Source organism: Alteromonas sp. G5_S2_22_S1, from assembly GCF_054968525.1.
Genome location: NZ_JBQKUJ010000001.1, coordinates 217,363 through 240,730, shown reverse-complemented (window position 1 = coordinate 240,730; position 23,368 = coordinate 217,363). Strand labels below are relative to the sequence as shown.

The 23,368-nt window shown below is 45.7% G+C and carries 23 protein-coding genes; 16 read left to right on the top strand and 7 right to left on the bottom strand.

Annotated features, from left to right (window positions below; all coding sequences use genetic code 11):
- Entirely contained in the window at positions 1-621 is a 621-nt protein-coding gene (locus tag ACTRWF_RS01155; RefSeq protein WP_012518204.1) for a Maf family protein, read from the bottom strand.
- Between the two features lie 154 nt (positions 622-775).
- On the opposite strand from ACTRWF_RS01155, the gene yceD reads away from it, so the two are divergent.
- The 14 genes from yceD to ACTRWF_RS01085 all read left to right on the top strand — a co-directional run bounded on the left by yceD (position 776) and on the right by ACTRWF_RS01085 (position 12,163).
- The gene (gene yceD / locus ACTRWF_RS01150; RefSeq protein ID WP_041702713.1) at positions 776-1,309 is read left to right on the top strand and encodes a 23S rRNA accumulation protein YceD; all 534 of its coding nucleotides are present in this window, start codon (positions 776-778) and stop codon (positions 1,307-1,309) included.
- A gap of 3 nt (positions 1,310-1,312) precedes the next feature.
- The gene (gene rpmF, locus ACTRWF_RS01145) at positions 1,313-1,483 is read left to right on the top strand and encodes a 50S ribosomal protein L32 (RefSeq protein WP_012518206.1); all 171 of its coding nucleotides are present in this window, start codon (positions 1,313-1,315) and stop codon (positions 1,481-1,483) included.
- 15 nt (positions 1,484-1,498) lie between these two features.
- Positions 1,499-2,524, top strand: coding sequence for a phosphate acyltransferase PlsX (plsX, locus tag ACTRWF_RS01140; protein WP_012518207.1), 1,026 nt, complete (start codon positions 1,499-1,501; stop codon positions 2,522-2,524).
- Positions 2,521-3,486 (top strand): beta-ketoacyl-ACP synthase III, encoded by a 966-nt coding sequence (locus ACTRWF_RS01135; RefSeq protein WP_012518208.1) that lies wholly within the window; start codon positions 2,521-2,523, stop codon positions 3,484-3,486. Before plsX ends, ACTRWF_RS01135 begins: the two co-directional genes overlap by 4 nt.
- 71 nt (positions 3,487-3,557) lie before the next feature.
- Positions 3,558-4,487, top strand: coding sequence for an ACP S-malonyltransferase (gene fabD / locus ACTRWF_RS01130; protein ID WP_012518209.1), 930 nt, complete (start codon positions 3,558-3,560; stop codon positions 4,485-4,487).
- A gap of 9 nt (positions 4,488-4,496) precedes the next feature.
- A complete protein-coding gene (gene fabG / locus ACTRWF_RS01125; protein WP_012518210.1) occupies positions 4,497-5,237 on the top strand; it encodes a 3-oxoacyl-ACP reductase FabG in 741 nt (246 codons plus the stop codon).
- Between the two features lie 199 nt (positions 5,238-5,436).
- Complete coding sequence (acpP, locus tag ACTRWF_RS01120; RefSeq protein WP_012518211.1) at positions 5,437-5,676, top strand: acyl carrier protein; 240 nt, start codon at positions 5,437-5,439, stop codon at positions 5,674-5,676.
- An 80-nt stretch (positions 5,677-5,756) separates the two neighbouring features.
- A complete protein-coding gene (fabF, locus tag ACTRWF_RS01115; RefSeq protein WP_012518212.1) occupies positions 5,757-6,995 on the top strand; it encodes a beta-ketoacyl-ACP synthase II in 1,239 nt (412 codons plus the stop codon).
- A 155-nt stretch (positions 6,996-7,150) separates the two neighbouring features.
- Positions 7,151-7,999: an aminodeoxychorismate lyase gene (gene pabC / locus ACTRWF_RS01110; protein ID WP_287150228.1), complete on the top strand. Its 849-nt coding sequence runs from the start codon at positions 7,151-7,153 to the stop codon at positions 7,997-7,999.
- Between the two features lie 92 nt (positions 8,000-8,091).
- Positions 8,092-9,111, top strand: a complete 1,020-nt coding sequence (mltG, locus tag ACTRWF_RS01105; RefSeq protein WP_287150230.1) for an endolytic transglycosylase MltG — start codon at positions 8,092-8,094, stop codon at positions 9,109-9,111.
- 66 nt (positions 9,112-9,177) lie between these two features.
- Positions 9,178-9,846 carry a dTMP kinase gene (gene tmk / locus ACTRWF_RS01100; RefSeq protein ID WP_020743429.1) on the top strand — a complete coding sequence of 223 codons (669 nt, stop codon included), beginning with the start codon at positions 9,178-9,180 and terminating at the stop codon, positions 9,844-9,846.
- Complete coding sequence (holB, locus tag ACTRWF_RS01095; RefSeq protein WP_462834967.1) at positions 9,846-10,733, top strand: DNA polymerase III subunit delta'; 888 nt, start codon at positions 9,846-9,848, stop codon at positions 10,731-10,733. Before tmk ends, holB begins: the two co-directional genes overlap by 1 nt.
- Before the next feature lie 60 nt (positions 10,734-10,793).
- Entirely contained in the window at positions 10,794-11,585 is a 792-nt protein-coding gene (locus ACTRWF_RS01090; RefSeq protein ID WP_287150820.1) for a TatD family hydrolase, read from the top strand.
- 20 nt (positions 11,586-11,605) lie between these two features.
- The gene (locus ACTRWF_RS01085; RefSeq protein WP_462834966.1) at positions 11,606-12,163 is read left to right on the top strand and encodes a pyridoxamine 5'-phosphate oxidase family protein; all 558 of its coding nucleotides are present in this window, start codon (positions 11,606-11,608) and stop codon (positions 12,161-12,163) included.
- Between the two features lie 199 nt (positions 12,164-12,362).
- On the opposite strand, the gene ACTRWF_RS01080 is transcribed toward ACTRWF_RS01085, so the two are convergent.
- The 3 genes from ACTRWF_RS01080 to ACTRWF_RS01070 form a co-directional block, all read right to left on the bottom strand.
- Entirely contained in the window at positions 12,363-12,995 is a 633-nt protein-coding gene (locus ACTRWF_RS01080; protein ID WP_462834965.1) for an NAD(P)H-binding protein, read from the bottom strand.
- 217 nt (positions 12,996-13,212) lie between these two features.
- Positions 13,213-16,062: a diguanylate cyclase gene (locus ACTRWF_RS01075; protein ID WP_462834964.1), complete on the bottom strand. Its 2,850-nt coding sequence runs from the start codon at positions 16,060-16,062 to the stop codon at positions 13,213-13,215.
- A gap of 264 nt (positions 16,063-16,326) precedes the next feature.
- A complete protein-coding gene (locus ACTRWF_RS01070; RefSeq protein ID WP_287150145.1) occupies positions 16,327-18,147 on the bottom strand; it encodes a M2 family metallopeptidase in 1,821 nt (606 codons plus the stop codon).
- Between the two features lie 133 nt (positions 18,148-18,280).
- Here ACTRWF_RS01070 and ACTRWF_RS01065 point away from each other — a divergent pair, with 133 nt between their 5' ends.
- Positions 18,281-18,646 (top strand): DUF4870 domain-containing protein, encoded by a 366-nt coding sequence (locus ACTRWF_RS01065; protein ID WP_012518222.1) that lies wholly within the window; start codon positions 18,281-18,283, stop codon positions 18,644-18,646.
- Between the two features lie 94 nt (positions 18,647-18,740).
- On the opposite strand, the gene ACTRWF_RS01060 is transcribed toward ACTRWF_RS01065, so the two are convergent.
- From ACTRWF_RS01060 to ACTRWF_RS01050, 3 genes are all read right to left on the bottom strand, one after another.
- Positions 18,741-19,016, bottom strand: coding sequence for a hypothetical protein (locus ACTRWF_RS01060; protein ID WP_012518223.1), 276 nt, complete (start codon positions 19,014-19,016; stop codon positions 18,741-18,743).
- 177 nt (positions 19,017-19,193) lie between these two features.
- Positions 19,194-19,958 carry an SDR family NAD(P)-dependent oxidoreductase gene (locus tag ACTRWF_RS01055; RefSeq protein ID WP_012518224.1) on the bottom strand — a complete coding sequence of 255 codons (765 nt, stop codon included), beginning with the start codon at positions 19,956-19,958 and terminating at the stop codon, positions 19,194-19,196.
- Positions 19,959-19,970: 12 nt separating this feature from the next.
- Complete coding sequence (locus tag ACTRWF_RS01050; protein WP_012518225.1) at positions 19,971-20,891, bottom strand: haloalkane dehalogenase; 921 nt, start codon at positions 20,889-20,891, stop codon at positions 19,971-19,973.
- Positions 20,892-21,136: 245 nt separating this feature from the next.
- Here ACTRWF_RS01050 and ACTRWF_RS01045 point away from each other — a divergent pair, with 245 nt between their 5' ends.
- Positions 21,137-23,263: a 3-hydroxyacyl-CoA dehydrogenase NAD-binding domain-containing protein gene (locus ACTRWF_RS01045; RefSeq protein WP_462834963.1), complete on the top strand. Its 2,127-nt coding sequence runs from the start codon at positions 21,137-21,139 to the stop codon at positions 23,261-23,263.
- Positions 23,264-23,368: the final 105 nt, after the last annotated feature.

Below are 23,368 nucleotides of genomic sequence, written 5' to 3'. Positions count from 1 at the left end.
TTATTGCGCTGCTATGGCCAGCAAGTCAACGTTAAAGTGCACATCCAATAGTTCGTTAAGTAGCATAATGGGTAAACCAATAAGGCTATTAGGATCTCGACTTGTAATTTTATCGAATAGCAAGACTCCTAAACCCTCGCTTTTAAAACTGCCTGCACAATCTAAGGGCTGTTCTTTTTGCACGTAAGCGGTAAGGGCAGCTTCGCTATTTTGGCGAAAGTACACCCGGGTTTCATCTACTTGAGTAACGGTTTTATTGGTCGCGGGCTGATGAAGGCAAAGCGCCGTATAAAACGTGACTTCTTTTCCTTGGCATGCTTTAAGCTGCTTAACCGCATTGTCACTATTCCCTGGTTTTCCTAGTAACTGTGGTCCATCGTCCGATTGAACCAATGCGACTTGATCGCTACCGATAATAAGGGTGTCGCGGGGCACATTGACGAGCTCACTGGCAACCTTAAGTGCTTTTTGCTCGGCAAGTCGAACGCTTAATGCGGTAGGCGCTTCGTTATTGAAAGGGGTTTCGTCGATATCGGGGGCGTGGGTATCGACGTGAATACCGATGTTTGCAAGCAGCATTTTCCGGTATTGCGATGAGGAGGCCAAGATAAGGTGAGCCACAAATACTCCTTATTTAAAAATCAATATGTTGCAAAGCATCATTATATCGCGCAATGTAACATTATCACCTTGTGAGGCACATAATCTTATAATGTGTGTTAAATCACAATTTTGCTTTGACAGAAAGGGGGCGACGCTATATCATGCGCGCCCTATGCAGAAAGTGAAACTCCCTCATTCGGTTGAACCGACTAAAAGCGCCATGAAACGTTCCGATTATCGGGGTGTGATTGTGTCTAAAGATATGGAACGATTGAGCGAGACGGTTGTCCGATGCAATGACTACGTGGACGCAGAAGTACAGTTCGAAAAAGACGCGCAGGGTCTTACTGTTTTTCACGGCCATCTAGCCACGCAGGTAACACTTATCTGTCAAAGGTGTAATGGTGAACTCGATTATCCCGTGGAAGCGGAATTCTGTTTTACTCCAGTGCAGGGAGAAGAGCAGGAAAGCGACGACATCATTCCCGAGGCTTATGAACCGGTAGAGGTCAACGACCACGGAGAAGTTAATCTGCTTCAAATTTTTGAAGACGAGCTACTGTTATCTTTGCCAATTGTGCCCCTTCATGCAGAGTCGGAGTGTACAGTGAAGCAAGACGATATGTCGTTTGGAAAGATTGAACCGGAACAAGAGCGACAAAACCCTTTCGCGGTTTTGAAAGAACTTAAGCGAGACCAGGAGTAAGTTATGGCAGTACAACAAAATCGTAAAACGCGTTCTAAGCGCGGTATGCGTCGCTCACACGATGCATTGACAGGCGCGACTTTGTCTGTCGATTCAACGTCAGGCGAAACTCACCGTCGTCACCACGTGACCGCTGACGGTTATTACAAAGGCAAGAAAGTAATCGGCGCGTAATACGGCGACTACATTTTGTCTACACTAACCATCGCGTTAGATATCATGGGGGGCGATCATGGTCCCCCTGTTATCCTTTCTGCAGCCGTCAAGGCTATCCAACTTCATCCCGATGTGCACTTCACGTTGTGCGGTGACGAAAACACTATCAAGTCAGGCCTTCAACCTCTCACTGATGCAGAGCGCAGTCGCGTTACAATTAAGCATTGTTCACAAGTGGTTGAAATGGGCGAAGTCCCCACCTCGGCACTGCGAAATAAAAAAGACTCTTCAATGCGTCGCGTTATTGAACTTGTCAAAAGCGGCGAGGCAGATGCGTGCGTAAGTGCAGGGAACACCGGTGCGCTATTAACGCTATCGTTTTACCTGTTAAAAACCTTATCCGGTATTGATAGGCCAGCACTCATAAACATGATGCCAACTACCAGCCATCACAATGTATTTTTGTTAGATTTAGGCGCAAACGTGAATTGTACGCCTGAAATACTTTTTCAATATGGCGTAATGGGGTCAGTTTTAGCTCAAGAAGTGGCAGGAATCCCTTCTCCTCGTGTAGCGTTATTGAATGTAGGTGAAGAGGATATTAAGGGTAATGCACAAGTAAAGTCTGCCGACCAATTGTTCAAAGACGCCCCAGGTATTAACTACATTGGCTATGTAGAAGGTGACGACATTTTCACCGACTATGCGGATGTTGTCGTGACAGACGGCTTTACGGGAAACGTTGCACTTAAATCGAGTGAAGGACTGGCTAAGTTAGTGATAAATGAAGTAAAACGCCAGTCTCAAAAGAATTTCTATACCCGCTTATTAGCAAAAATTGCCTTCCCATTACTGAAATCTATCTATAACAGCGTGAACCCCGACCAGTATAACGGTGCGAGTCTGATAGGATTGCGCGGCATTGTTATCAAGAGTCACGGAAATGCACAAAAAGACGCCTTTTATTACGCCATCGTGCAAGCAATGAAAGAAGCAAAGATGCATTTGCCTGAAAAGATAAAGACGAAGATAGAAACGGTATTGTTGGAGCAGCTTTGAGCAAATATTCACGCTTTATAGGAACAGGTAGCTATTATCCCAGCGACGTGCGTACAAACGCAGATTTAGAGCTAATGGTGGACACCAGTGACGAATGGATCACTGACCGTACCGGGATAAAAGAGCGACGTATTATTGGAGCAGATGAAACCGCTGCTACTATGGGGGCAGAAGCCAGTAAAAAAGCCATTGAAATGGCGGGTATCGACCCCAAATCTATCGACATGATTGTGTGCGCAACCACTAGCGGTCGCTACGCGCTACCCAGCACAGCATGTGAAATTCAACGCATTCTCGATTTAGATGGTATTCCAGCATTCGATGTAGCGGCGGCCTGTGCAGGTTATTGCTACGCGTTGAGCGTTGCCGATCAATATATAAAATCGGGGATGGCAAAACGCATTCTAGTGGTGGGTACTGATTGCCTTAGCCGTCTTATAGACCCGGCAGACAGGACCATGGTTATTCTATTTGGCGATGCCGCTGGCGCGACCATTATAGAAGCCAGTGACGAACCAGGCATTTTATCAACGCATATCCACGCTGCAGGGTCTTATGGCGATTTATTGGCTGTAGGTAATCCAACCCGAGGTGATGAACAATCCGTTCACGAAAATTGGGGCGTAATGCGTGGTAACGAAGTATTTAAGGTGGCGGTAACCAAACTTTCTGAAGTAGTTGAGCAAACGCTTGCGGCAAACGGTATGGAAAAATCTGATCTTGACTGGTTAGTGCCACACCAAGCAAACTTTAGAATTATCAAGGCTACGGCGAAAAAGCTAAATATGTCCCTTGACCAGGTGGTGCTTACATTAGAGCAATACGGTAATACATCTGCAGCCACAGTGCCAACCGCGCTAGACACGGCTATTAGAGACGGACGTATTCAACGTGGACAGCATTTATTACTAGAAGCATTCGGAGGAGGATTTGCTTGGGCATCAGCGCTTGTTCGCTATTAAGCCCTGCTTTTCTCACTGTAATTTTTTAACGTATTCTCGTTTCTAGTAAAGAAAAATAATAAGGAATCGACATGACAAAGACAGCCTGTGTATTTCCAGGGCAGGGTTCTCAAAGCGTAGGCATGCTTAAAGAACTCGCTGAGACTTCTCCTATTATCGAAGCGACGTTCAAAGAAGCCTCTGACGTACTCGGTTATGACCTTTGGGACTTAGTGCAAAACGATACAGATGGAAAACTAAACGAAACGCATATCACGCAGCCTGCGCTACTTGCAGCAAGTGTTGCCATTTGGCGCGTTATTCGTGAACAAGGTATAGACGTAGATTACCTGGCAGGACACAGCCTTGGTGAGTATTCGGCGCTTGTATGCGGTGGCGCAATGGACTTTGCTGATGCCATTAAACTTGTTGAAGCCCGCGGTAAATACATGCAAGAAGCCGTGCCAGCAGGCGCGGGGGCGATGTACGCCATCATTGGGTTAGACGATGCGACTATAGCAGATATCTGTCAGCAAACTGCCATTGCCACAGGCGACGTAGTCGCGCCGGTAAACTTTAACTCTCCGGGTCAAGTGGTTATTGCTGGTGAGAAACATGCGGCAGAACAAGCGGCGAGCGCCTGTAAAGACGCGGGAGCAAAGCGTGCGCTTCCTCTTGCGGTAAGCGTTCCTTCTCACTGCGAACTTATGCGTCCCGCAGCAGATAAATTAGAAGATGCACTATCTTCTTTGAACGTTAATGAACCTGCAATCAACATAGTAAACAATGTTGATGTCACCATTGAAACTCAGGGTGACGCTATCAAAAATGCATTGGTGCGTCAGCTTTACTGCCCGGTTCAATGGACCCGCACCGTTGAGTACTTAGCGGCAGCAGGCGTAGAGCGTGTTATTGAAGTAGGGCCTGGCAAAGTGCTAACAGGTTTGAATAAACGTATTAGTAAGGGCTTAGAAGCGCTTGCAGTGAATACACCAGACGGTGTTGAAGCATTAAAACAATAAGGAATCGCAATGAGTCAATTAGACGGTAAAATTGCGCTGGTTACCGGTGCAAGCCGAGGTATAGGTAAAGCGATAGCAACCCAGCTTGCTCAGCAAGGAGCAACAGTTATCGGTACGGCGACCAGTGAAAACGGTGCGCAAGCCATTAGCGACTATCTTTCTGAGTTCGGCGGACAGGGTTTCGCGTTAAACGTGACTGATAAAGACAGCGTTGATGCAACACTTAAAGCCATTAACGAAGCACATGGTGGTATCGACATCTTGGTCAATAATGCCGGTATTACACGTGATAATCTGCTAATGCGTATGAAAGATGACGAGTGGCAAGATATTATTGATACCAACTTAACATCGATATTTACGCTGTCAAAAGCCGTACTTCGCGGTATGATGAAGAAGCGCTTTGGTCGCATTGTTAATATTGGCTCTGTGGTAGGCAGCGCGGGTAATGCGGGTCAAGCTAACTATGCCGCCGCTAAAGCAGGGGTCATTGGATTTTCTAAGTCAATGGCGCGAGAAGTGGCTTCTCGTGGCATTACTATCAACGTTGTTGCGCCAGGTTTTATTGATACCGATATGACAAAAGCGCTGAGCGATGACCAAAAAGAAGCCATTTTTAAAGATATTCCGGCCAACCGTTTGGGTGAGCCTGATGAAATTGCAGCCACTGTTGCTTTCTTAGTAAGCGATGGCGCAGCCTATATTACAGGCGAAACTATCCATGTAAATGGTGGTATGTATATGGGGTAAATTCGCAAAAATTGCGAATTTTCCCTAGTTTGGGGTGGTATTTACCCGAACTTGGATGTAAAAATAGTATTTTACGAATTTCGAATGTCGCTGGTTTGACCAGAAAATTTCTTTAAACTGGTGCTTGCAAGGATCAACCTTGCAAAATAAACTAGCGGCACTTTTATTATCTAGTGACGTTTAAGGGAAACCTAGAATTATGAGTAACATTGAAGAACGCGTTAAGAAAATCATCGTTGAACAACTTGGCGTGAAAGAAGAAGAAGTAAAAGCAGAAGCTTCATTCGTTGACGACTTAGGCGCTGATTCACTTGACACAGTTGAACTAGTAATGGCTTTGGAAGAAGAATTCGATACTGAAATTCCAGACGAAGAAGCAGAAAAAATTACTACTGTTCAATCAGCCATTGATTACATCAACGCTAACAAAGACGCTTAAGTCTTAAATAGCGACAAAACGGCTCTTCTACAGAGCCGTTTTTGTATCTCCTACCTTTAGTTCCAAAGCGAGGGCTTTTTGTGACAAAACGTCGCGTAGTGGTTACTGGTCTTGGAATGCTTTCACCATTAGGTCTTAATAGCGAAGACACATGGCGCAAATTGCTCGCGGGCGAGAGCGGCATCGGTGAAATCACCCATTTTGATTGCAGTAACTATTCAACCCGTTTCGCAGGTCAAATTAACGACTTTGATCCGCAGGAATACATAGAAAAGAAAGAAACCAAGAAAATGGACCGCTTTATCCAGTTGGGTATCGCTGCCGGCAAACAAGCCTTGGTCGATTCTGGTTTTACTGTTTCACCAGACAATGCGCACCGTGTAGGCGTAGCTATTGGTTCAGGAATTGGTGGTTTAGAGCAAATTGAACAAAACCACTTAAAACTGACAAATAGCGGTCCTAAGCGCGTGTCGCCATTTTTTGTGCCATCAACCATTACCAATATGATTTCAGGCTTTTTGTCTATCATGGAAGGGTTGAAAGGACCGAATTTGAACATTGTGACTGCTTGTACTACAGGTGTTCACAATATAGGTATTGCCGCAAGAACCATTGCTTACGGCGATGCTGATGCCATGCTTGCAGGCGGCGCAGAGGCGTCAATTACGCCGCTAGGAATGGCTGGTTTTGCCGCTGCGCGAGCCCTGTCTTCGCGCAACGACGATCCACAAGCCGCAAGCCGCCCATGGGATAAAGACCGTGATGGTTTTGTCATGGGTGAGGGCGCTGGCGTAGTTATGCTTGAAGAATACGAAGCCGCTAAGGCCCGTGGTGCGACTATCTATGCTGAGCTTGTTGGTTTCGGTATGAGTGGCGATGCCTATCACATGACATCACCGCCAGCAGATGGCGAAGGTGCCGCGGCGTCAATGCAAAATGCAATTAACGACGCCAAGTTAGATGCGAGCGAAATTGGTTATGTTAACGCACACGGTACCTCAACCCCTGCCGGTGATATTGCCGAAGTCGCCGCGGTAAAACGCGTATTTAACGACCACGCATACAAACTGCTGGTTAGCTCAACAAAGTCGATGACGGGTCATTTACTTGGTGCTGCAGGATCAGTTGAAGCCATCTTCACTATTTTGGCACTGCGTGACAAAATGGCGCCACCGACCATCAACTTAGATGAGCCGGGCGAAGGCTGTGACCTAGACTTCGTGGCAAATAAAGCCAAAGCCTTCAGCGAAGATTACGCGCTATGTAACTCTTTTGGATTCGGCGGTACTAACGGCTCGTTGATATTTAAGCGTATATAAAACGCGTTTCAAACGTAGTTGTAATTTCAAATATAAAGGCAGCAACTCGCTGCCTTTTTTTGTACCGGCTTGATATGGCCCTTACGCTATAAGTTGTCTGGCTAGTACAAGTTGGTATACTTCTCCCACGATAAAAAGACATAAAAGAGTAGGCTGTGAGAATAATCCCTAGCGCTACGCCTATTTCACCGAGTGATAGGGCCTTCAATTATGGTGATGGTGTATTTTCTACTCTATTGGTGCACAACCAAAAGCCACAACTGTATTCTTATCACCTTTCTCGGTTAGAACACGATGCGGCCGCGATAAAAATTACCGTCGATACCTGTGCCTTGGAAACCGCTATTAACGAACAGATAGCGGCGTTCAGTAACTCGTCGAATGATATTTCCCCATCAAAATATGTATTAAAAGTACATGTTTCGGGCGGACAAGCGGGCAGAGGCTATGCACGAAGTGAAGACAGTGTGCCTTTGGTCAGGTTCAGTCAGCATCCCTATCCTGCACATTACGAGGGGATGGCTAAGCAAGGTATGTCATTAATTTGTGCACAAACCCGACTGGCTATTCAGCCGTTGCTTGCAGGTGTAAAGCACATGAATAGATTAGAGCAGGTACTGATAAAGCATGAAGTTAATGAAGCACATGCCGATGATGCCCTTGTATGCGACACCAACGATAACTTAATTGAAGCAAGTGCCGGTAACGTCTTCTTCTATTCGCAGGGTGAGTGGTATACCCCTTCGCTCAAAGGAAGTGGGGTGAATGGCGTGGTCAGACAGTGTTTGATTGATTCGCTGCTAAACAATAATCACACCTTACACGTAGGTGAGTATCAGCTTTCACATATTGGCAATGCTAGTGCCGTGGTGATCACCAATGCGTTGATGGGCGTGATGCCGGTGAAAAGCGTGCGTATGCCAGATCACAGCAAGTTAGAATTTGACGTGGCAAGTGAAAGCGTTCTTGAATTAAGTAATTTGTTGGCACGCGCCCTACGTTAATGTGTACAGCGGTTTAACTAATTTTAATCAATGTAGTAAAGAGTAAAAATGGACGTGTTATTTAAAAATCAGCACATTGGGTACGCGCAAGTATGAAGCGTACTGTCGTATTTATGTTATCACTTGTATTCATCGTCGTAATTGTGGGTGCGTCTTGTGTGATGTACGTATCGTCGCAAGTGACAGCCCCCATAAAGCTGAAGGACGATACGCTATTTACCATTGAAAATGGCAGTAACGCCTACCGCACGGTTAAACAGCTTCGCAACGCGGGTATGGTTGACGTTTCTCCTTTTATCGCCAAAGTATGGCTTAAGTTTTTTGCCGGCAGTACGTCGGTAAAATCTGGTAGCTACATGTTGCGCCCTGGCCAATCACTGGTTGATGCCTTTACTCTGTTTACACAAGGCGACGAGCATTTATTTGCCGTAAGTTTAGTAGAAGGCCTGACACTCGCGCAGTGGCTTGAGGCGCTACGGGCGAATCAAGATTTGGTTTTTGATGTAAATGAGCAAACCCTCAGCAACTTAACACAGGGCAACGGTGTTGATTGGTGTTGTGAAAATGCACAGCATACAGAAGGTGCGTTTCTAGCAGATACTTACTTTTTCACGAAGGGCACGAAAGCGAGTGACGTGTTAAACAGAGCACATAGGGCACTGATAACATTCGTTTCCCAAGAATGGGAGAAACGGGCTGAAGACCTGCCTTTATCATCACCGTACGATGCACTGATTTTGGCGAGTATTATTGAAAAAGAAACCGCGGTACCTAAAGAACGCGATATGATAGCCGGTGTTTTCATAAATAGGCTTAATAAAAATATGCGACTTCAAACCGACCCTACTGTCATTTACGGTATAGGGTCAGAGTTTGATGGCAATATTACTCGTAAGCACTTACGTACGGCTACGCCATACAATACTTACGTTATTAAAGGGCTTCCACCCACGCCTATTGCAATGGCAGGCAAGGCGGCAATACATGCAGCTCTTCATCCATTAGCGACCGACGCCTTATATTTTGTGGCTAAAGGCGATGGCAGTCACCAGTTTTCGAACACGTTAAAAGCGCATAATGCGGCGGTTAGAAAATATCAATTAAAGCGTTAATCGGGTGGGTAGTGGATAGATACCTGCTGTTTTAATCTAAAGAAAGAACAGAGTTGATTTAAAGCAATGCGCGGAAAGTTTATTGTAGTAGAAGGCCTTGAAGGGGCAGGAAAAAGCTCGGTAATCGGGTTGATTGTAAAAGCGTTAACAGACGCTGGAATGCGCGTGGAGCAAACTCGTGAGCCGGGCGGTACCCCAATGGCTGAAGCGATTAGAGAGTGTGTTAAGCACGACTGGGACGAAACAGTAAGCGAAGAAACCGAATTACTGCTTATGTATGCGGCTCGCGTTCAGTTACTGACCAATAAAATTTACCCTTCGCTTAACGCAGGTGCTTGGGTGGTGGGAGACAGGCATGATCTTTCTTCGCAGGCTTATCAAGGCGGAGGCCGAGGTGTCAGTGAAAAAACCATGACCGCAATTAGCGATATTGCTCTTAACGGGTTCAAGCCAGATTTAACCCTTTATCTAGACGTAGACCCAGCCGTGGGTTTAGAAAGAGCGCGTGGTCGCGGCAAGCTTGATCGAATTGAGCAAGCGGGTTTAGGCTTTTTTGAGCGCACGCGGGCCAGATATTTATCCTTGGCTGAAAATGATGAGAGCATCATTGTTGTTAATGCTATGCAGCCCATGGAACAAGTGCATCAAGATGTCATTTCCATTATTGCTAATTATGTAAGCCAGCACATTGACGAAGGTAGCGAGTCGCACAAAACCGATCAGGGGAATAACTAATGCCAGTGCTGCCTTGGTTTACAGCTACCTATACCTCTTTAATTTCCCGTTACTTAGCAAAAAAACTGCACCATGGCTTATTGCTAACGGGGGTGAGTGGGATAGGCAAAAACCAACTTGCACTAGGCTTAAGTAATACGTTGCTGTGCAAGCACCCAAGTGTTGATGGCCCATGTGAGCAGTGTCAAAGTTGTCACTTAAGGCAGGCGGGTAACCATCCAGATTTTCATATTCTTGAAAGTGAAAAACAGCTGGGGGTAGACAAAATTCGCGAGGGCATTGCTAAGCTATCCGGTACTGCACAAATGGGCGGGAATAAAGTTTTATTAATCCCCAAGGCTGACACTATGACAGAGGCAGCGGCTAATGCGCTGTTGAAAACCTTGGAAGAGCCCACAGATAATACCTTCTTACTTCTGATTACCGACAGCGTAAATAAACTTATGCCAACCATACTTAGTCGTTGCGAGCGGCAAGTGTTGTCACTGCCGTCAGTATCAGAGAGTTTGAACTACTTAAAAGCGAAAGGCGTAGAAGATGCTAGCGACGCGTTACTTGCAGCCTATGGCTATGCACCGCTTCGGGTAGAGGAGGCCTTGTCGGGTGACGATGACCTCAGCTACCGTCACTTCAGTGATGGGATGCAAGCGCTCTTAGCGGGCGACGCAAATGTGCAAGCACAAACCCTTGCTAACAAGTGGCAAGACAATGCTCAGCAAATAGCATTGTGGTGTCAGCAATTGTCCCATAATGAATATGTAAAACGTCAGCAAGAGACAGATTACAAGCGTTACGCAGCGTGTGTTGAAGCAGTGAAAACTTTGCAGCACGCGGGTGTGAACAAGTCTTTGGTGCTTTTCGGGTTATTAAAACAGTTTCAACGTTAACAGCGTGGCGAAGGCAATATCGTTGCCAAGCAGTTAACTTCAAAAAAATATAGGTGTAGTTTGTTTGTAGATTCTCATTGTCATTTAGACCGACTTAAACAAGGGCCAGAAGCGCTCGCAGAGACGTTGGACTTTGCAAGAACGCGTGGTGTTGAACATTTTCTTTGCGTGTGTGTATCTGTTAATGATTACGACAGCATGCTAGAGAAGGTGAGCAACTTTGACGATGTTTCTGTGTCCTGTGGTGTTCACCCGTTGCATCAGGACGAAGCGTGTAGTTTTGAGGAACTTTTAGAAAAAGCGCAGCGTGAAGAAGTGGTGGCTATCGGCGAAACTGGGCTAGATTATTTCTATAGCCCCGAGAGCAAAGAGGTACAGTTAACCTCGTTTGTTGATCACATTAAGGTTGCCAATGAAACGAAGAAACCGTTAATCATTCACACCCGTGACGCAAGAGAAGATACCATTAACTTGCTGCGTGAGCACAAAGCGTCGCATACAAAAGGCGTTTTGCATTGCTTTACCGAGTCGCTAGAAATGGCCCAAGCAGCCATAGAGATGGACTTTTATATCTCTATTTCGGGCATCGTTACCTTTAACTCTGCGACCGCGTTGCGCGAGGTTGTGAAAGCGATACCGCTTGAACGCCTTCTTATTGAGACAGATTCCCCTTGGCTAGCCCCTGTACCCCATAGAGGCAAACAGAATCAGCCTGGTTATGTGGTTGAAGTCGCTGAGTTTATAGCGGACTTGAAAGGTGTTTCTGTAAAAGAGTTAGCCGAAGCTACTACGCGGAACTTTTATAGGTTGTTTTCCCTTGCTGGCAATAAACGCGTTGCTAGCAATAACTAATGTAGTGCATGGAGATAGCTATGCCCCAGTGGCGACAAGGACTGACAAAGAGTTTGCATCAAACCCGTAGCGTACCTGAGAGTCGCTACTTTCAGCTTGCCTCGGTAGATAGCATGGGTGTGCCTTATTGCCGTACCGTGGTGTTTAGAGGCATGACTGATGATAACCAGTTGGTCGTTATCTCTGACACCCGCTCAGAAAAGTTTGAACAACTTAGTCAAACCCCTGAAGCCCACGTTTGTTGGTACTTTTCTAAAACCCGGGAACAATACCGCTTTTCTTGCAAAGCATCGCTAGTCACCTTTGAACAAGATGACGAACTTGTCACGTCTCAGTGGAATAAATTATCGGATGCTGGCAAAAAGCAATTTTTATGGGGAGAGCCGGGCACGCCCAGAAATGATGGGTCGGCATTACAAATTGAAGGGAGTTTCGACAAGGTGCCAGAACACTTTTGCACCATACTCCTTGCCATTAATAGTGTTGATTACTTAAATCTTCGAGGTAACCCACAACACCGCGAGTGGCATCATAAAGATGACAATGGTAACTGGGTCAGCCAGTCGCTCATTCCCTAACGTGGTAACTGGCGTGGTTTTCTAACCCCCATTATTAACCACAAATAAAAAGCCCTGTTGCATGCGAAACACTAAGCAAAAGGGCTTTTTAACTATCTCTATCTAAGGGCTCTCTTCCCGAGGTAACTAAACCTAAGTTGTTTTAATTCAAGCATCTCTACCTAAGGGGACTATAATTAAGGTGTGTGTACGCTTGCCCTTAGAAGATCTGAGAAATTGGCGTATCACCTTTAAATAGGTATGTAATTACGTTGTCCTCACCTTTTCGGCTAATACTTTCAACAATAGCGGTTGCTACGTCTTCTCGTGAAATGACGGCGTCATCTTTGTTGTTTGGCATATCAGTGCGGACCAAATGAGAACCCGGTTCGTTTAAAAGCGTTCCAGGGCGCAAAATAACGTGGTGCAATCCGCTGTTAATTAGGTGCTCGTCAGCCATATGCTTGGCGACTAAGTAAGGCTTAATTTCTGAAGATACTGCGTCGGGGTCGCCGGCTCCAATTGAACTCACCATTACAAAATTTGACGTGCCCGCAGCTTTGGCGTAGTTAACGGCATTGCGCGCGGCCCATAAGTCAATCATCAGTGTTTTATCTGCCCCGGTATTACCGCCTGACCCAGCCGTAAACACGGCAATATCAATACCTTCAAAATGTGCAGAAAAATCTTCTTCTAAGTCTTGCTCTACCACGGTTAAATCATCGTTTTGAATGTCAGATAATTTTTCAGGGCTTCTTACCGGTGCTAACACTTTGTGGCCCGCATCTAAAAGTTTAACCGTCGCCTGTTTACCGATTTGTCCTGATGCGCCAATAACTAACACATTCGCCATGATATAAACCTCCTTGCAATGCAACATGCATATCGTGAATAAAAACTGAGTTCATGTTTGTTAGAAAGGTAAAGTGAAAAGCGATCAATGTGTGCGACAAACAACATGATAACGAGGTTGTCGACATTACATTAGGTGTTAAAGCACGGGCTCGTTCTTAAAACGAGCGCCAGTTTTAGGTCACAATAAGTAGGTTGTTAGAAGGATGAATTCGCTACTATCTAACGACTGCATTCCTACCGGCTTCTTTGCCCTTATACAGTTTTTTATCAACTGCATGAATACAAGCTTCAATGCTATCGTAATTTTTAATGTCAGCGACGCCGCAGGTAATGGTTACATTAAGTTGATAAGGAGGAGAGTCAATAACTAGACTAGCCACCGCCTTGCGTAATTTCTCGGCAACCCAATAGGCTTCTTGCTCTTTTAAAGAGGGAAGTAGAATAAGGAATTCTTCGCCACCCCAGCGAGCGATAACATCGCTTTCACGAAGGCTGCTTTGCAAGATTTTAGCTATTTTGACAAGCACCGAGTCACCAGTTTGGTGGCCGTACTCGTCATTTATGCGCTTGAAATAATCAATATCTAAAAGAAGCAGCGAGAAAGTGTGTCCGTGACGCTGGAATTCTTGCCATTCAGCTTTTGCTCTTTGCGTAAAATACCGACGGTTTTTCAATCCAGTCAATGAGTCCTGTGTAGATAAGCGTGTTAGCTTTTCTACGACTTCCTCTAGATCTTTTGTTTTTTCTTCTACCTTCAACGCCAGTTCTGCAGAACGTTTTTTTAGCGACGCGATTCTAAACCAAACGATTGAGGTAATGAGGAGAAGTATAATAAGTACGATTACCACGCGCCAAATAGGTTTATCCCACCATGGGGGAATGATGATTACTTCAAGTTGAGCCTCGTCACTGCTCCATTCGTTTTCTTTATTAATGGCTTTTAAGGTGAAGCGGTAGTGTCCTGGGTTTAAGTTCGTGTAAGTTGCCACTCTTGTTTTGGCGTCAGTAATACGCCAGCTACTCTCAAAATCAACGAGCTTATAAGCATAGCGAAGTTCGTTGGCGTTCATGAAGTCTGTTGCTGCAAACTCGATAGAAAGTGCAATATCATTATCGTTAAGTGCGATTTTTCCACCTAAATTCAGACGTCTTTCTGCCGTAGTGCTATTGCTATTATTTCGACTAACTACTTTAACGTTAGTAAGGTGAACGCCCGGTGTCCACTTTAAGTTAGTGACTTGTGATGGGGTAAACTGCGTGACACCTTCTGAACCGCCGAAAAGAATAGTATTGTTATCGGTAGAAGCGACTGAGCCTATATAGTAGCCAGTGGATATCGCACCGTGCTCTGCACCGTAATAACTCAGTGAGGAAAGGTCAGGGGCGAGGTAAGTAATTCCTTCAATCGTAGAAATCCATAGACCATACTCGTTATCTTCCACAATAGCGCCGATTGAGATATTGCTAAGTCTGCTTTCGGGCTTAATCTGTGTTACTTTGAGTGACGACAGATCGTCTCCATCTTTGGTTATAAAATAAAGCCCAGCCGCTTGGGTGCCGACCCAGTAACCCCCGCGTTTTGAGCGAGATATCCAAGTAATTACCGTGTTATCTGTGATTTTGTCTGTGTATTGGCTAACGTTGACAAGTTCGCCGGTTAGTTTGTTAGCGACATGTAAGCCAGCTACCGTGCTAAGCCATGCGCTTTCTTCGCTTTCAAAAAGAATTCGAGTAGTGAGTGACAGTGGCCATTGCCTAATCACTCGCCCTTCTGACGGACGGTAAACGAAAACACCGTCACTATACCCACCGTACCAGATATCTCCGTCAGCATCGATATTAATACTGTAGCCAGATTTGCCCTGCAAAGCGACAATGTCCAGTTGATTGGTTTGACTGTTAAATTTAGCGAGTCCGCTACGTGTTGATACCCATAACGTTTCAGTCTTTTTGTCGTAAACAAGGCTCGTTAGCTTATCGTTGGCTTTGTCATCGCTAACTTGTGCGCCGCTAGATGTAAAAGGGCCTTGGTGCGTTTTATCGACAGCATCATAAAGCCATAGCCCTTTTTCGTTGGTAAGCCATACTTTATTGTCTTTATAGTGAGCCATTGAACCGACAATTCGGCCATCGCCGACCTCGCTTGAGTAAAAGTTGCTTAGCTCGGGATTGCTTATCGCGAAACCGTTGTCTTTAGTCCCCACAACAACAAGGCCTGATTGCGTTTGATAGAGGCTTGAAAACCGCTCATTCGCCGAATCTTTTTTACTAATTGGAAACCGCAATACAGTGTACGGACTGTGCGCCGTCAGTATGTTTACCCCTCGCTCAGTCGTTACCCATAGGTCACCATTGCGGCGAAGTAAAATATCAGAGACGTAATTGTCAGATAAACCATGAACTTCAGACGTACACAGTCTTGTAATCGGCTCTGATTTAGCGTTTGGATCAAACAGGCAGATGCCGTGTGTTGCCGTACCAAGCCAAAACCGCGAGCGCTGCGCCGCTACTAGGCGGGTAAAGTTAACGCCTTCAAACGCCACCAACTCCAACGTTTGCTTAATTAAATCGAGTTTATACAGGCCAGAGGTTGAGGTCACGTAAAGCGTGTTTCCAATCAGTTCAACATCAGTTAGCGTGCTGGTTGTATCGGGTAGATAGCTTATAAGCTCTATACTGTTTGTCTCTTCGTGATACGCGTATAGATTGCGTTCAGAGACTATCCAGAGCTTCCCATCGTGCGTCGTTTTAATTCGATTAATGACCTGTTTATTGAATGGGGAAGCAGTGGGTAAGGTGTAGTGTTCAAACCGCTCGGTGTCGACATTTAAACGACTAAGCCCGCTAAATGTACCCACCCACATGTGTTGGCCGTCTAAACTAGCTTCAATTTGTAGTGCGGTAAGTGTTTGAAGACCCTTCGACTTGTCTTCTCCCCACATTCCGAAGTTTCTAAACGTATAGCCATCAAACTTGTCGATACCTGATTGAGAGGCAAGCCATAGAAAGCCATACTTATCTTCTGCTATGTCGGAAACGGTCACGTGACTGTTACCGCTTTCCATGTCAAAGCTACGAAAGACGGGTGGGTTAAACTGCGCTCGTGCGTGAAAAGTATAGTTGGTAAGGAAGCTAAATAAGAGGAAGAGGTACGTCAGATGACCACGCATAATAACGCTAATTGTTAAATAAAGTTCATAGCGCAACGTTACCCGAATGCCCGAAACTTTCAATGGGACTAAAGTTTAAATTGTATAAAAAAGCCCCGAACATTCGGGGCATATTTATTTACTCAGTACGCTTTAAATTTTGCCTATAGAGCGTAGTGACTACCAACCGCACTGGCGTGTCGCATTTTGCTTATCTAACCACGTTTTGAGCGGCGCGAAGTAATCAGCGATGGTGCTAGCATCCATTTGCGGCGAGCCCGTTAGTGTCTCTAACGCGTTCTGCCACGGTTGACTCATGCCCATTTCCAGCATCTCGTTTAGCGCCTTACCGGTTTCTTTACTGCCGTAAATAGAGCAGCGATTTAGCGGGCCTTCATCACCAGCTATATCACACAAGGCTTTGTGGAACTGGAATTGAAGGATGTGCGCTAGGAAATAGCGCGTGTAGGGTACATTTGCTGGTACATGATACTTTGCACCTGGGTCGAAGGCATTTGCACTTCGCTCGACAGGTGCCATCACACCTTGATACTTCTCTCGAAGCTCCCACCACAGGTCATTGTATTGGTCAGGTGTTACTTCCCCCGACATCACCTTCCAACGCCATTGGTCAACCATTAAACCAAAAGGAATAAACGCGATCTTATCAAGCGCTACCTGCATCAACATGCCGATATCATTCGACGCATCTGGGATTTCATCAATCAAATCAATTTGTTTAAGGTATTTAGGCGTAATCGATAGTGCGATAGTGTCGCCAATCGCTTCATGGAAACCGTCGTTAGCTGAACCGCGATAGAGCAGTGGCTGATCTTTATAGGCGCGCTGATAATAGTTGTGACCTAATTCATGGTGAATAACGTTGAACTCTTCGCCTGTCTTTTGAATACACATTTTTATGCGAAGGTCGTCTTTGTCATCTAAATCCCACGCAGAAGCATGGCATTGTACGTCACGGCCTTCTGGTTTTTGAAACATAGAGCGTTCCCAGAACGTATCTGGCAGTTCCTCAAAGCCTAGGGATGAGAAAAATGATTCAGCCTGTTTAACCATAGCGATTTCGTCATAGCCTTGTTCAGCCAACGCAGCGGTTACATCTGGTACCTGCATTTCTTGTTGAGGTTTTACGATATCGTAAATGTTACCCCACGACTGTGCCCACATATTGCCTAAAAGGTGGGCCGGAATGGGTTTGTCTTGAGGTACTACATCTTCACCGTAATGTTCACCAAGCTTTGCGCGTACATGACAATGAAGTGATTCATAAAAAGGTTCTACTTGCGTCCACAAGCGGTCTAGCTCTTTGGGAAACTCATCAGCAGGCATATCATATTTGCCGCGCCACAGTGCACTCACATTTTCAAAACCCAGCTCTGCCGCGCCTTCATTTGCCAGCTCCACTTGTTCTGCGTAAAGCGGTGCCATTGGTTTAGATATTTCGCGCCAGCCTGCCCAATATTCTAATAATTTATCGGCGTCACGAAGGGTGGCCATTTCACTGCTCATTTCTACTAAGCTTTTGCACGTCCCATCTTCGCTACAATACTCACCCGAGCCGTACATGGCACTTAGGTCAGAGCCAATCTTGGCTAAGCGCTCAGCTTTAGCTGCATCTGCAGGTGGTGGCATGGTTAAGCCATTTTTTAATAAATCGAGTTGTCTGCGGGTATCACTGTCCACATCTACATCATTAAATTTGGCCGCTTCTTTGGCTAACTTTGCTACTTTTGTTGATAGCACTTCATTAAAGTAGGCGCTTACCGCAGCGGTATCGAAATTGATATTGGTCGCATAGCTCCATTCTGCGTGCGCAGCGGGTACCTGCATCTTCGCAATATCATCTTGTGCTTGCTGGAGGAACTGTTTTGCGTCTTTTGCGGTCAGTGCCGCTTGGGTTTCTGTCTGCGTAGTACTTTCGCCACATCCTATAAGCGATAGGCTTACCAGTGCTGCTATCAGAGTACGTTTATGATTGAGCATACTTTGTCCTTTAATTATTTTGTTCTTAAAGTGAATCGACGTTCACATAGACATGCGCTAGCATTGTGTAACGCTGCGTAGATTTTGTAAAACAAATTTAACACAACACATTTATTCAATTATAAGGAAATTTATGTCAACGGAAGCGCCACTTTATTGGGGGCTAAATGCCCGCAGTTATTGCACACTGATCCACGTTTCTCAGTTATCGAGCTTTGTTATTCCCGGTCTTGGTATTATTTTACCGATAGTGCTTTGGATTGCACATAAAGATCAAAACGAAGATATTAACCAGCATGGCAGAGTGACCGCTAATTGGCTACTGAGCTTACTCGTTTACTCAGTAATTTGCTTTATTCTCACCTTCATTATCATCGGGGCACTTGGGTTTATCGCACTTGGCTTGCTGAACGTTATCTTTGCCATTGTAGCAGCGGTAAAAGCAAACAAAGGGGAACTTTGGGTTTATCCTTTGAGTTTTCAGTTTATTAAGCGCTAACGCAACATTACAACTATCAGGTGTTTAAGCGCCTTTATCATTCGTTACCGTTTCGTCCGTCTTTTACGCTAGCTTTAAGACTGTTAAATGGTAATTATTCAGCGCTGGTACGGCTGTTAGGGAGTACGCTATGAATGAGAAACAAGCGGTTCGATGGCTTTTTGCGTTGAGGAACTAAGGAGGTAGTGCGTTTAACAGCGTTAAGTGCCAGCGATTTATTGAGGCGCTGTTTCTTATTGCTTGGGTTAGAGGCTATTTCTTTTACACTGGTTAACGAAAGTGGTGCTTCTTGAGCCAGAGCAGGAGTAAAAACAATGGCGAATAAGCTTAGCGCGAGCGATAAGAAAATGTTTTTACTTGGCTTTATCATCACACTTTTCTCTTTTGCAGTGACGGGTCGATTGCAGAGGCGGTTGCACTCGCCTCTTTAATCGGTTTTGTTTGTTCACCTTTATTACAACTAAAGTAGAGAGAAATCTAAAGGTTACGGGTTATACCAAGGTATTGGTTTCCATACTTATTGCTAAGCTTATGGGCAACGTTTTTATCACCACGCCGTAACACCGCCATCTACGGCGATGGTTTGTCCATTCATGTAACTGTTGCCAGGTGACAGCATGAGCATCATGGTATTGACGATTTCTTGAGGCTCGCCTAAACGCTTCATTGGGCTACCCATACCCAGCTGTTCGCGGGCTTCAGGCGTGTTATAGCCGTCCACATTGAGTATATTGGTAGGGCTGTAGAACGGGCAAATTGCGTTAACCCTTACATTTTTACGCCCATATTCAACGGCAGCAGTTCGGGTAATACCTGAAACCGCATGCTTCGCCGCCGCGTAAGCGCCGCCTTTAGGCGCGCCGCCCAAACCGGCAAGAGAACTTACATTTAATATGTGTCCTTGTTTTTGCGCTAGCATGACGGGAATCTGATATTTCATGCCGAACATAACGCCTTTTACATTTACGGCAAACTGAGCGTCTATGATTTCTTCTGTCATCTGGTGAACAGGAGCGGGCTGATGAGCAATACCCGCATTGTTGACTGCAATGTCTAATCGGCCGAATGTCTCCATCGCCTTGTTAACGAGCTCTTTATTGAGTGATTCGCTCGCGATGTTACCAGCTAGCACTGCAACATCGGTTAATGTACTTACATCGCGCTGAATTTCTTCAAGGGCTGTTTCATTGATATCAGAAAGAACCAGTTTCGCGCCCCGGTTAGCAAGACCTAACGATAGCAAGCGGCCAAAGCCACTGCCTGCGCCGGTGATTAGTACTACTTGCCCCGTAAAGTCGAGTAGTGCATCCATGGTAAACTCCTATTAATTTGTTGACTGATGTGTTTGTTGAATAAACCGTATAAGTAATTCGGCTAACTTTTCACCCTGGTCTTCTTGAATGAAGTGTCCGCCGTTTTTAACCGTGGTGTGCGCCATGCCATCGCAGCCTTGGACTAGTTTCTGGAATATCTTTTCGCCGCCTTTGGTTATTGGATCGCTGTCGCCAAACGCAGTAATAAAAGGTTTGTTAAACTGTTTCAGTTTTTCCCACGCCAGCCTGTTGGCTTGTGCCTCTGGATTATCCGGACTTGTGGGCACTAATAAAGGGAACATTCGCGCACCTGCTTTGTAACTTTCGTCTGGAAAGGGCGCGTCATAGGCGGCTAGGGTAGTATGGTGTAAATCCGATACCGTAGCGTTTTGGATAATGGCCGAAGTGGGAAAAACCGGTGTATCTTGAGAAAAACGGCGCCATTTTATAAACGCGTCGCTTGCCGGATGATCTCCAGTAGGTAACCCTGTATTAGATACCATTACACCAGTAAAGCGCTCCGGCATATCTGCGACAAGTCGTAACCCCAAAAGCCCACCCCAATCTTGGCAAAACAATGTAGTCGGTCCTTTAACAACCTGAGTAAACCATTCTTTAAGCCAGATAACGTGCCTTGCGTAGGTATAGTCCTCTTTGCGCATTGGCTTATCAGAACGGCCAAAGCCTATTAAATCGGGAACCACTACGTTAAACCCCGCCTTTGCTAATATAGGCATCATCTTTCTGTACAAATAGGCCCATGTGGGTTCGCCGTGCATTAATAGAATGGTATGGCCGTCAGCCGGGCCACACTGATAGTACGCCATCGTAATTTCACTGCTTATCGTATCGGTAACTGCGACATACCGAGGCACGTAAGGAAAGTCGGGTATTTTATCAAAAGCACTTTCCGGTGTTTTGAGGACTTGCATCGTTCACCATCCTTATGTAAATAAAATGTAATAACCTGTACTGCATGTTTAACAAAAACACTCCTTCTTCAAGCTGTCAATTAATCCTTAAGCGAGTCGTAGCTAGCGCTAAACACAAAAATGAACCCGCTAACGGGTTGGGGCGTGTTATTAAATATTATGATGAATGTCTATAACACCAATAAACTTGGATGATTGGCAACACTGCAATAACATCCGGTTAACGTGATAAACAGGACATGGTTATGACTGAGATGGAAAATAAAGCTGTCGAATACGCAGTGCAGCAGGGTGTTGCCACCCTTACAATGCAAAGCGCACCGGTAAATGCGCTATCACGCGCAATAAGAATTGGCTTAATTGAAGGTATAGAAAGCGCGCTTAACGATGCAAGCGTGAAAGCAATCGTTGTTACTTCTTCACTACCCATTTTTTCTGGTGGTGCAGACATCAGTGAGTTTTCCGGTGGCGATTTGTCGCCCATGTTGCCTGAAGTTTTAGACAAGATAGAAAACGCGACAAAACCCGTGGTTGCCGTACTTCCCGGGCCAGCCTTTGGCGGCGGGTTAGAAGTAGCGTTAGCGTGTCACCACCGCATTACTTTTGCGGGCAACAAAGTCGGCCTTCCAGAAGTTAATCTTGGAATTTTGCCTGGGGCTGGCGGTACGCAGCGCCTTCCGCGTTTAGCCGATGTTCAAACTTCCCTTGAAATGATTGTAACGGGCAAACCTACATCAGTAGTGAAGTTACCAGGTGTTTTTGACAAAATTTCCGATAAACCAGAGCATTTGCTTGAAGATACCAAAGCGTATCTGCAGGGCCTTACGCCAGATAAAGCCATCAAACGTACTTGCGACATTTCGCTTACGATGACAGATGAAACTAAAGGCGTGTTTGATGCGGTAACAGCGCAAACGAAAAAAGCGACCCGTGGCTTTTTCGCTCCCCTTAAGTGTATTGAGGCAGTGCGCGGCGCGTATACGTTAGCGTTTGACGATGGCCTTAAAAACGAAGGCAAGTTGTTCATGGAATGTATGAACACGCCACAAGCCAGAGCACAGCAGCACTTCTTCTTTGCAGAGCGAGCGGCAGGTCATGTGAGTGATTTTGATAAGAACACGCCAGAGCGCAGTATCGAAAAAGTCGCAATTATAGGCGCAGGTACCATGGGGGGCGGAATTGCAATGAACTTTGCTAATGCCGGTATTCCCGTAACTATGCTTGAGCTTAAAGAAGAGGCGCTGGAAAAGGGTCTTGCACTCATTCGCAAGAACTACGAGAACTCTGCGAAAAAAGGCAAGCTTACTCAAGAACAAGTAGAAAGTCGCATGGCGCTGCTATCTGGCACCACATCATACGATGATCTCTCTGATGTCGACTTAGTCATCGAAGCTGTGTTCGAGAAAATGGAAGTAAAGAAAACAGTATTCTCAACGCTTGATAAAGTGTGCAAGCCCGGCGCTATTTTGGCCTCGAATACATCGACACTGGACATAGACGAAATTGCTACCGCGACGTCACGCCCAGAAAATGTGATTGGCCTGCATTTCTTCTCGCCTGCCAATGTTATGAAGCTGCTTGAAGTGGTTAAAGCAGAAAAGACATCCGCCGAAGTTATCAAAACCTGCATGAAGATGGCTAAGCGCATTAGGAAAGTAGCCGTGTTAGTAGGTGTATGCTTTGGATTCGTGGGGAATCGTATGATTGAACCTTACGGTCGTGAAGCCAATCGATTGCTTCTTGAAGGAGCGACGCCTGAACAGGTTGATCGCGTTTTAACAGAATTTGGCATGCCAATGGGGCCGTTCACGATGGGCGACATGGCGGGCTTAGATATTGGTTACTATGTGCGTCAATCTCGCCAAGAACACATTTCCCACGATCCCGCCTACGGCGCGGTTGCAGATCGCCTTGTAGAGAAAGGGCGCAACGGGCTAAAAACCGGGCGTGGTGCTTACAACTACGAGCCAGGGAGTCGCGTTCCTATCCCAGACCCTGAAGTACTTGAAATTGCTAAGCAAGAAGCGGAACGCCTAGGCGTTCAACAGCGTTCTGACATCAGCGATGAAGAAATTCTTGTTCGTGTTATGTATTCACTGATCAATGAAGGTGCGGCGATTTTAGAGGAAGGTATTGCGGCAAAGTCTAGCGATATTGATGTGATTTATGTTTACGGCTATGGCTTCCCAGTGTACCGCGGCGGCCCTATGCAATATGCCGATGAAGTAGGGCTTGGGACCATTTTAGATAAGCTAACCACTTATCGCGATCAGCTTGGCGAATACGGAAAGATGTGGTTAGAGCCAAGTGATTTATTGGTAAAGCTGGCCCAAGAGGGCGGCAGTTTTAGAAGCTATGACGCAAAAGCCTAGTTTTTTAAAAAATAGTAATGAGTAAGGCGTAAGCCGTTAGCGGCTTACGTTACGCACACTAAAGAAAACGTGAAATTTAGCTTTACGAGCAGAGTTGAGCTGAAT

Excerpts from the sequence above, each read along its gene's own strand:
- yceD (WP_041702713.1), top strand. The coding sequence starts at position 776 with ATGCAGAAAGTGAAACTCCCTCATTCGGTTGAACCGACTAAAAGCGCC.
- rpmF (WP_012518206.1), top strand. The coding sequence starts at position 1,313 with ATGGCAGTACAACAAAATCGTAAAACGCGTTCTAAGCGCGGTATGCGT.
- fabD (WP_012518209.1), top strand. The coding sequence starts at position 3,558 with ATGACAAAGACAGCCTGTGTATTTCCAGGGCAGGGTTCTCAAAGCGTA.
- fabG (WP_012518210.1), top strand. The coding sequence starts at position 4,497 with ATGAGTCAATTAGACGGTAAAATTGCGCTGGTTACCGGTGCAAGCCGA.
- acpP (WP_012518211.1), top strand. The coding sequence starts at position 5,437 with ATGAGTAACATTGAAGAACGCGTTAAGAAAATCATCGTTGAACAACTT.
- mltG (WP_287150230.1), top strand. The coding sequence starts at position 8,092 with ATGAAGCGTACTGTCGTATTTATGTTATCACTTGTATTCATCGTCGTA.
- tmk (WP_020743429.1), top strand. The coding sequence starts at position 9,178 with ATGCGCGGAAAGTTTATTGTAGTAGAAGGCCTTGAAGGGGCAGGAAAA.
- holB (WP_462834967.1), top strand. The coding sequence starts at position 9,846 with ATGCCAGTGCTGCCTTGGTTTACAGCTACCTATACCTCTTTAATTTCC.
- ACTRWF_RS01085 (WP_462834966.1), top strand. The coding sequence starts at position 11,606 with ATGCCCCAGTGGCGACAAGGACTGACAAAGAGTTTGCATCAAACCCGT.
- ACTRWF_RS01080 (WP_462834965.1), bottom strand. The coding sequence starts at position 12,995 with ATGGCGAATGTGTTAGTTATTGGCGCATCAGGACAAATCGGTAAACAG.
- ACTRWF_RS01075 (WP_462834964.1), bottom strand. The coding sequence starts at position 16,062 with ATGGAAAGCGGTAACAGTCACGTGACCGTTTCCGACATAGCAGAAGAT.
- ACTRWF_RS01070 (WP_287150145.1), bottom strand. The coding sequence starts at position 18,147 with ATGCTCAATCATAAACGTACTCTGATAGCAGCACTGGTAAGCCTATCG.
- ACTRWF_RS01065 (WP_012518222.1), top strand. The coding sequence starts at position 18,281 with ATGTCAACGGAAGCGCCACTTTATTGGGGGCTAAATGCCCGCAGTTAT.
- ACTRWF_RS01060 (WP_012518223.1), bottom strand. The coding sequence starts at position 19,016 with ATGATAAAGCCAAGTAAAAACATTTTCTTATCGCTCGCGCTAAGCTTA.
- ACTRWF_RS01055 (WP_012518224.1), bottom strand. The coding sequence starts at position 19,958 with ATGGATGCACTACTCGACTTTACGGGGCAAGTAGTACTAATCACCGGC.
- ACTRWF_RS01050 (WP_012518225.1), bottom strand. The coding sequence starts at position 20,891 with ATGCAAGTCCTCAAAACACCGGAAAGTGCTTTTGATAAAATACCCGAC.
- ACTRWF_RS01045 (WP_462834963.1), top strand. The coding sequence starts at position 21,137 with ATGACTGAGATGGAAAATAAAGCTGTCGAATACGCAGTGCAGCAGGGT.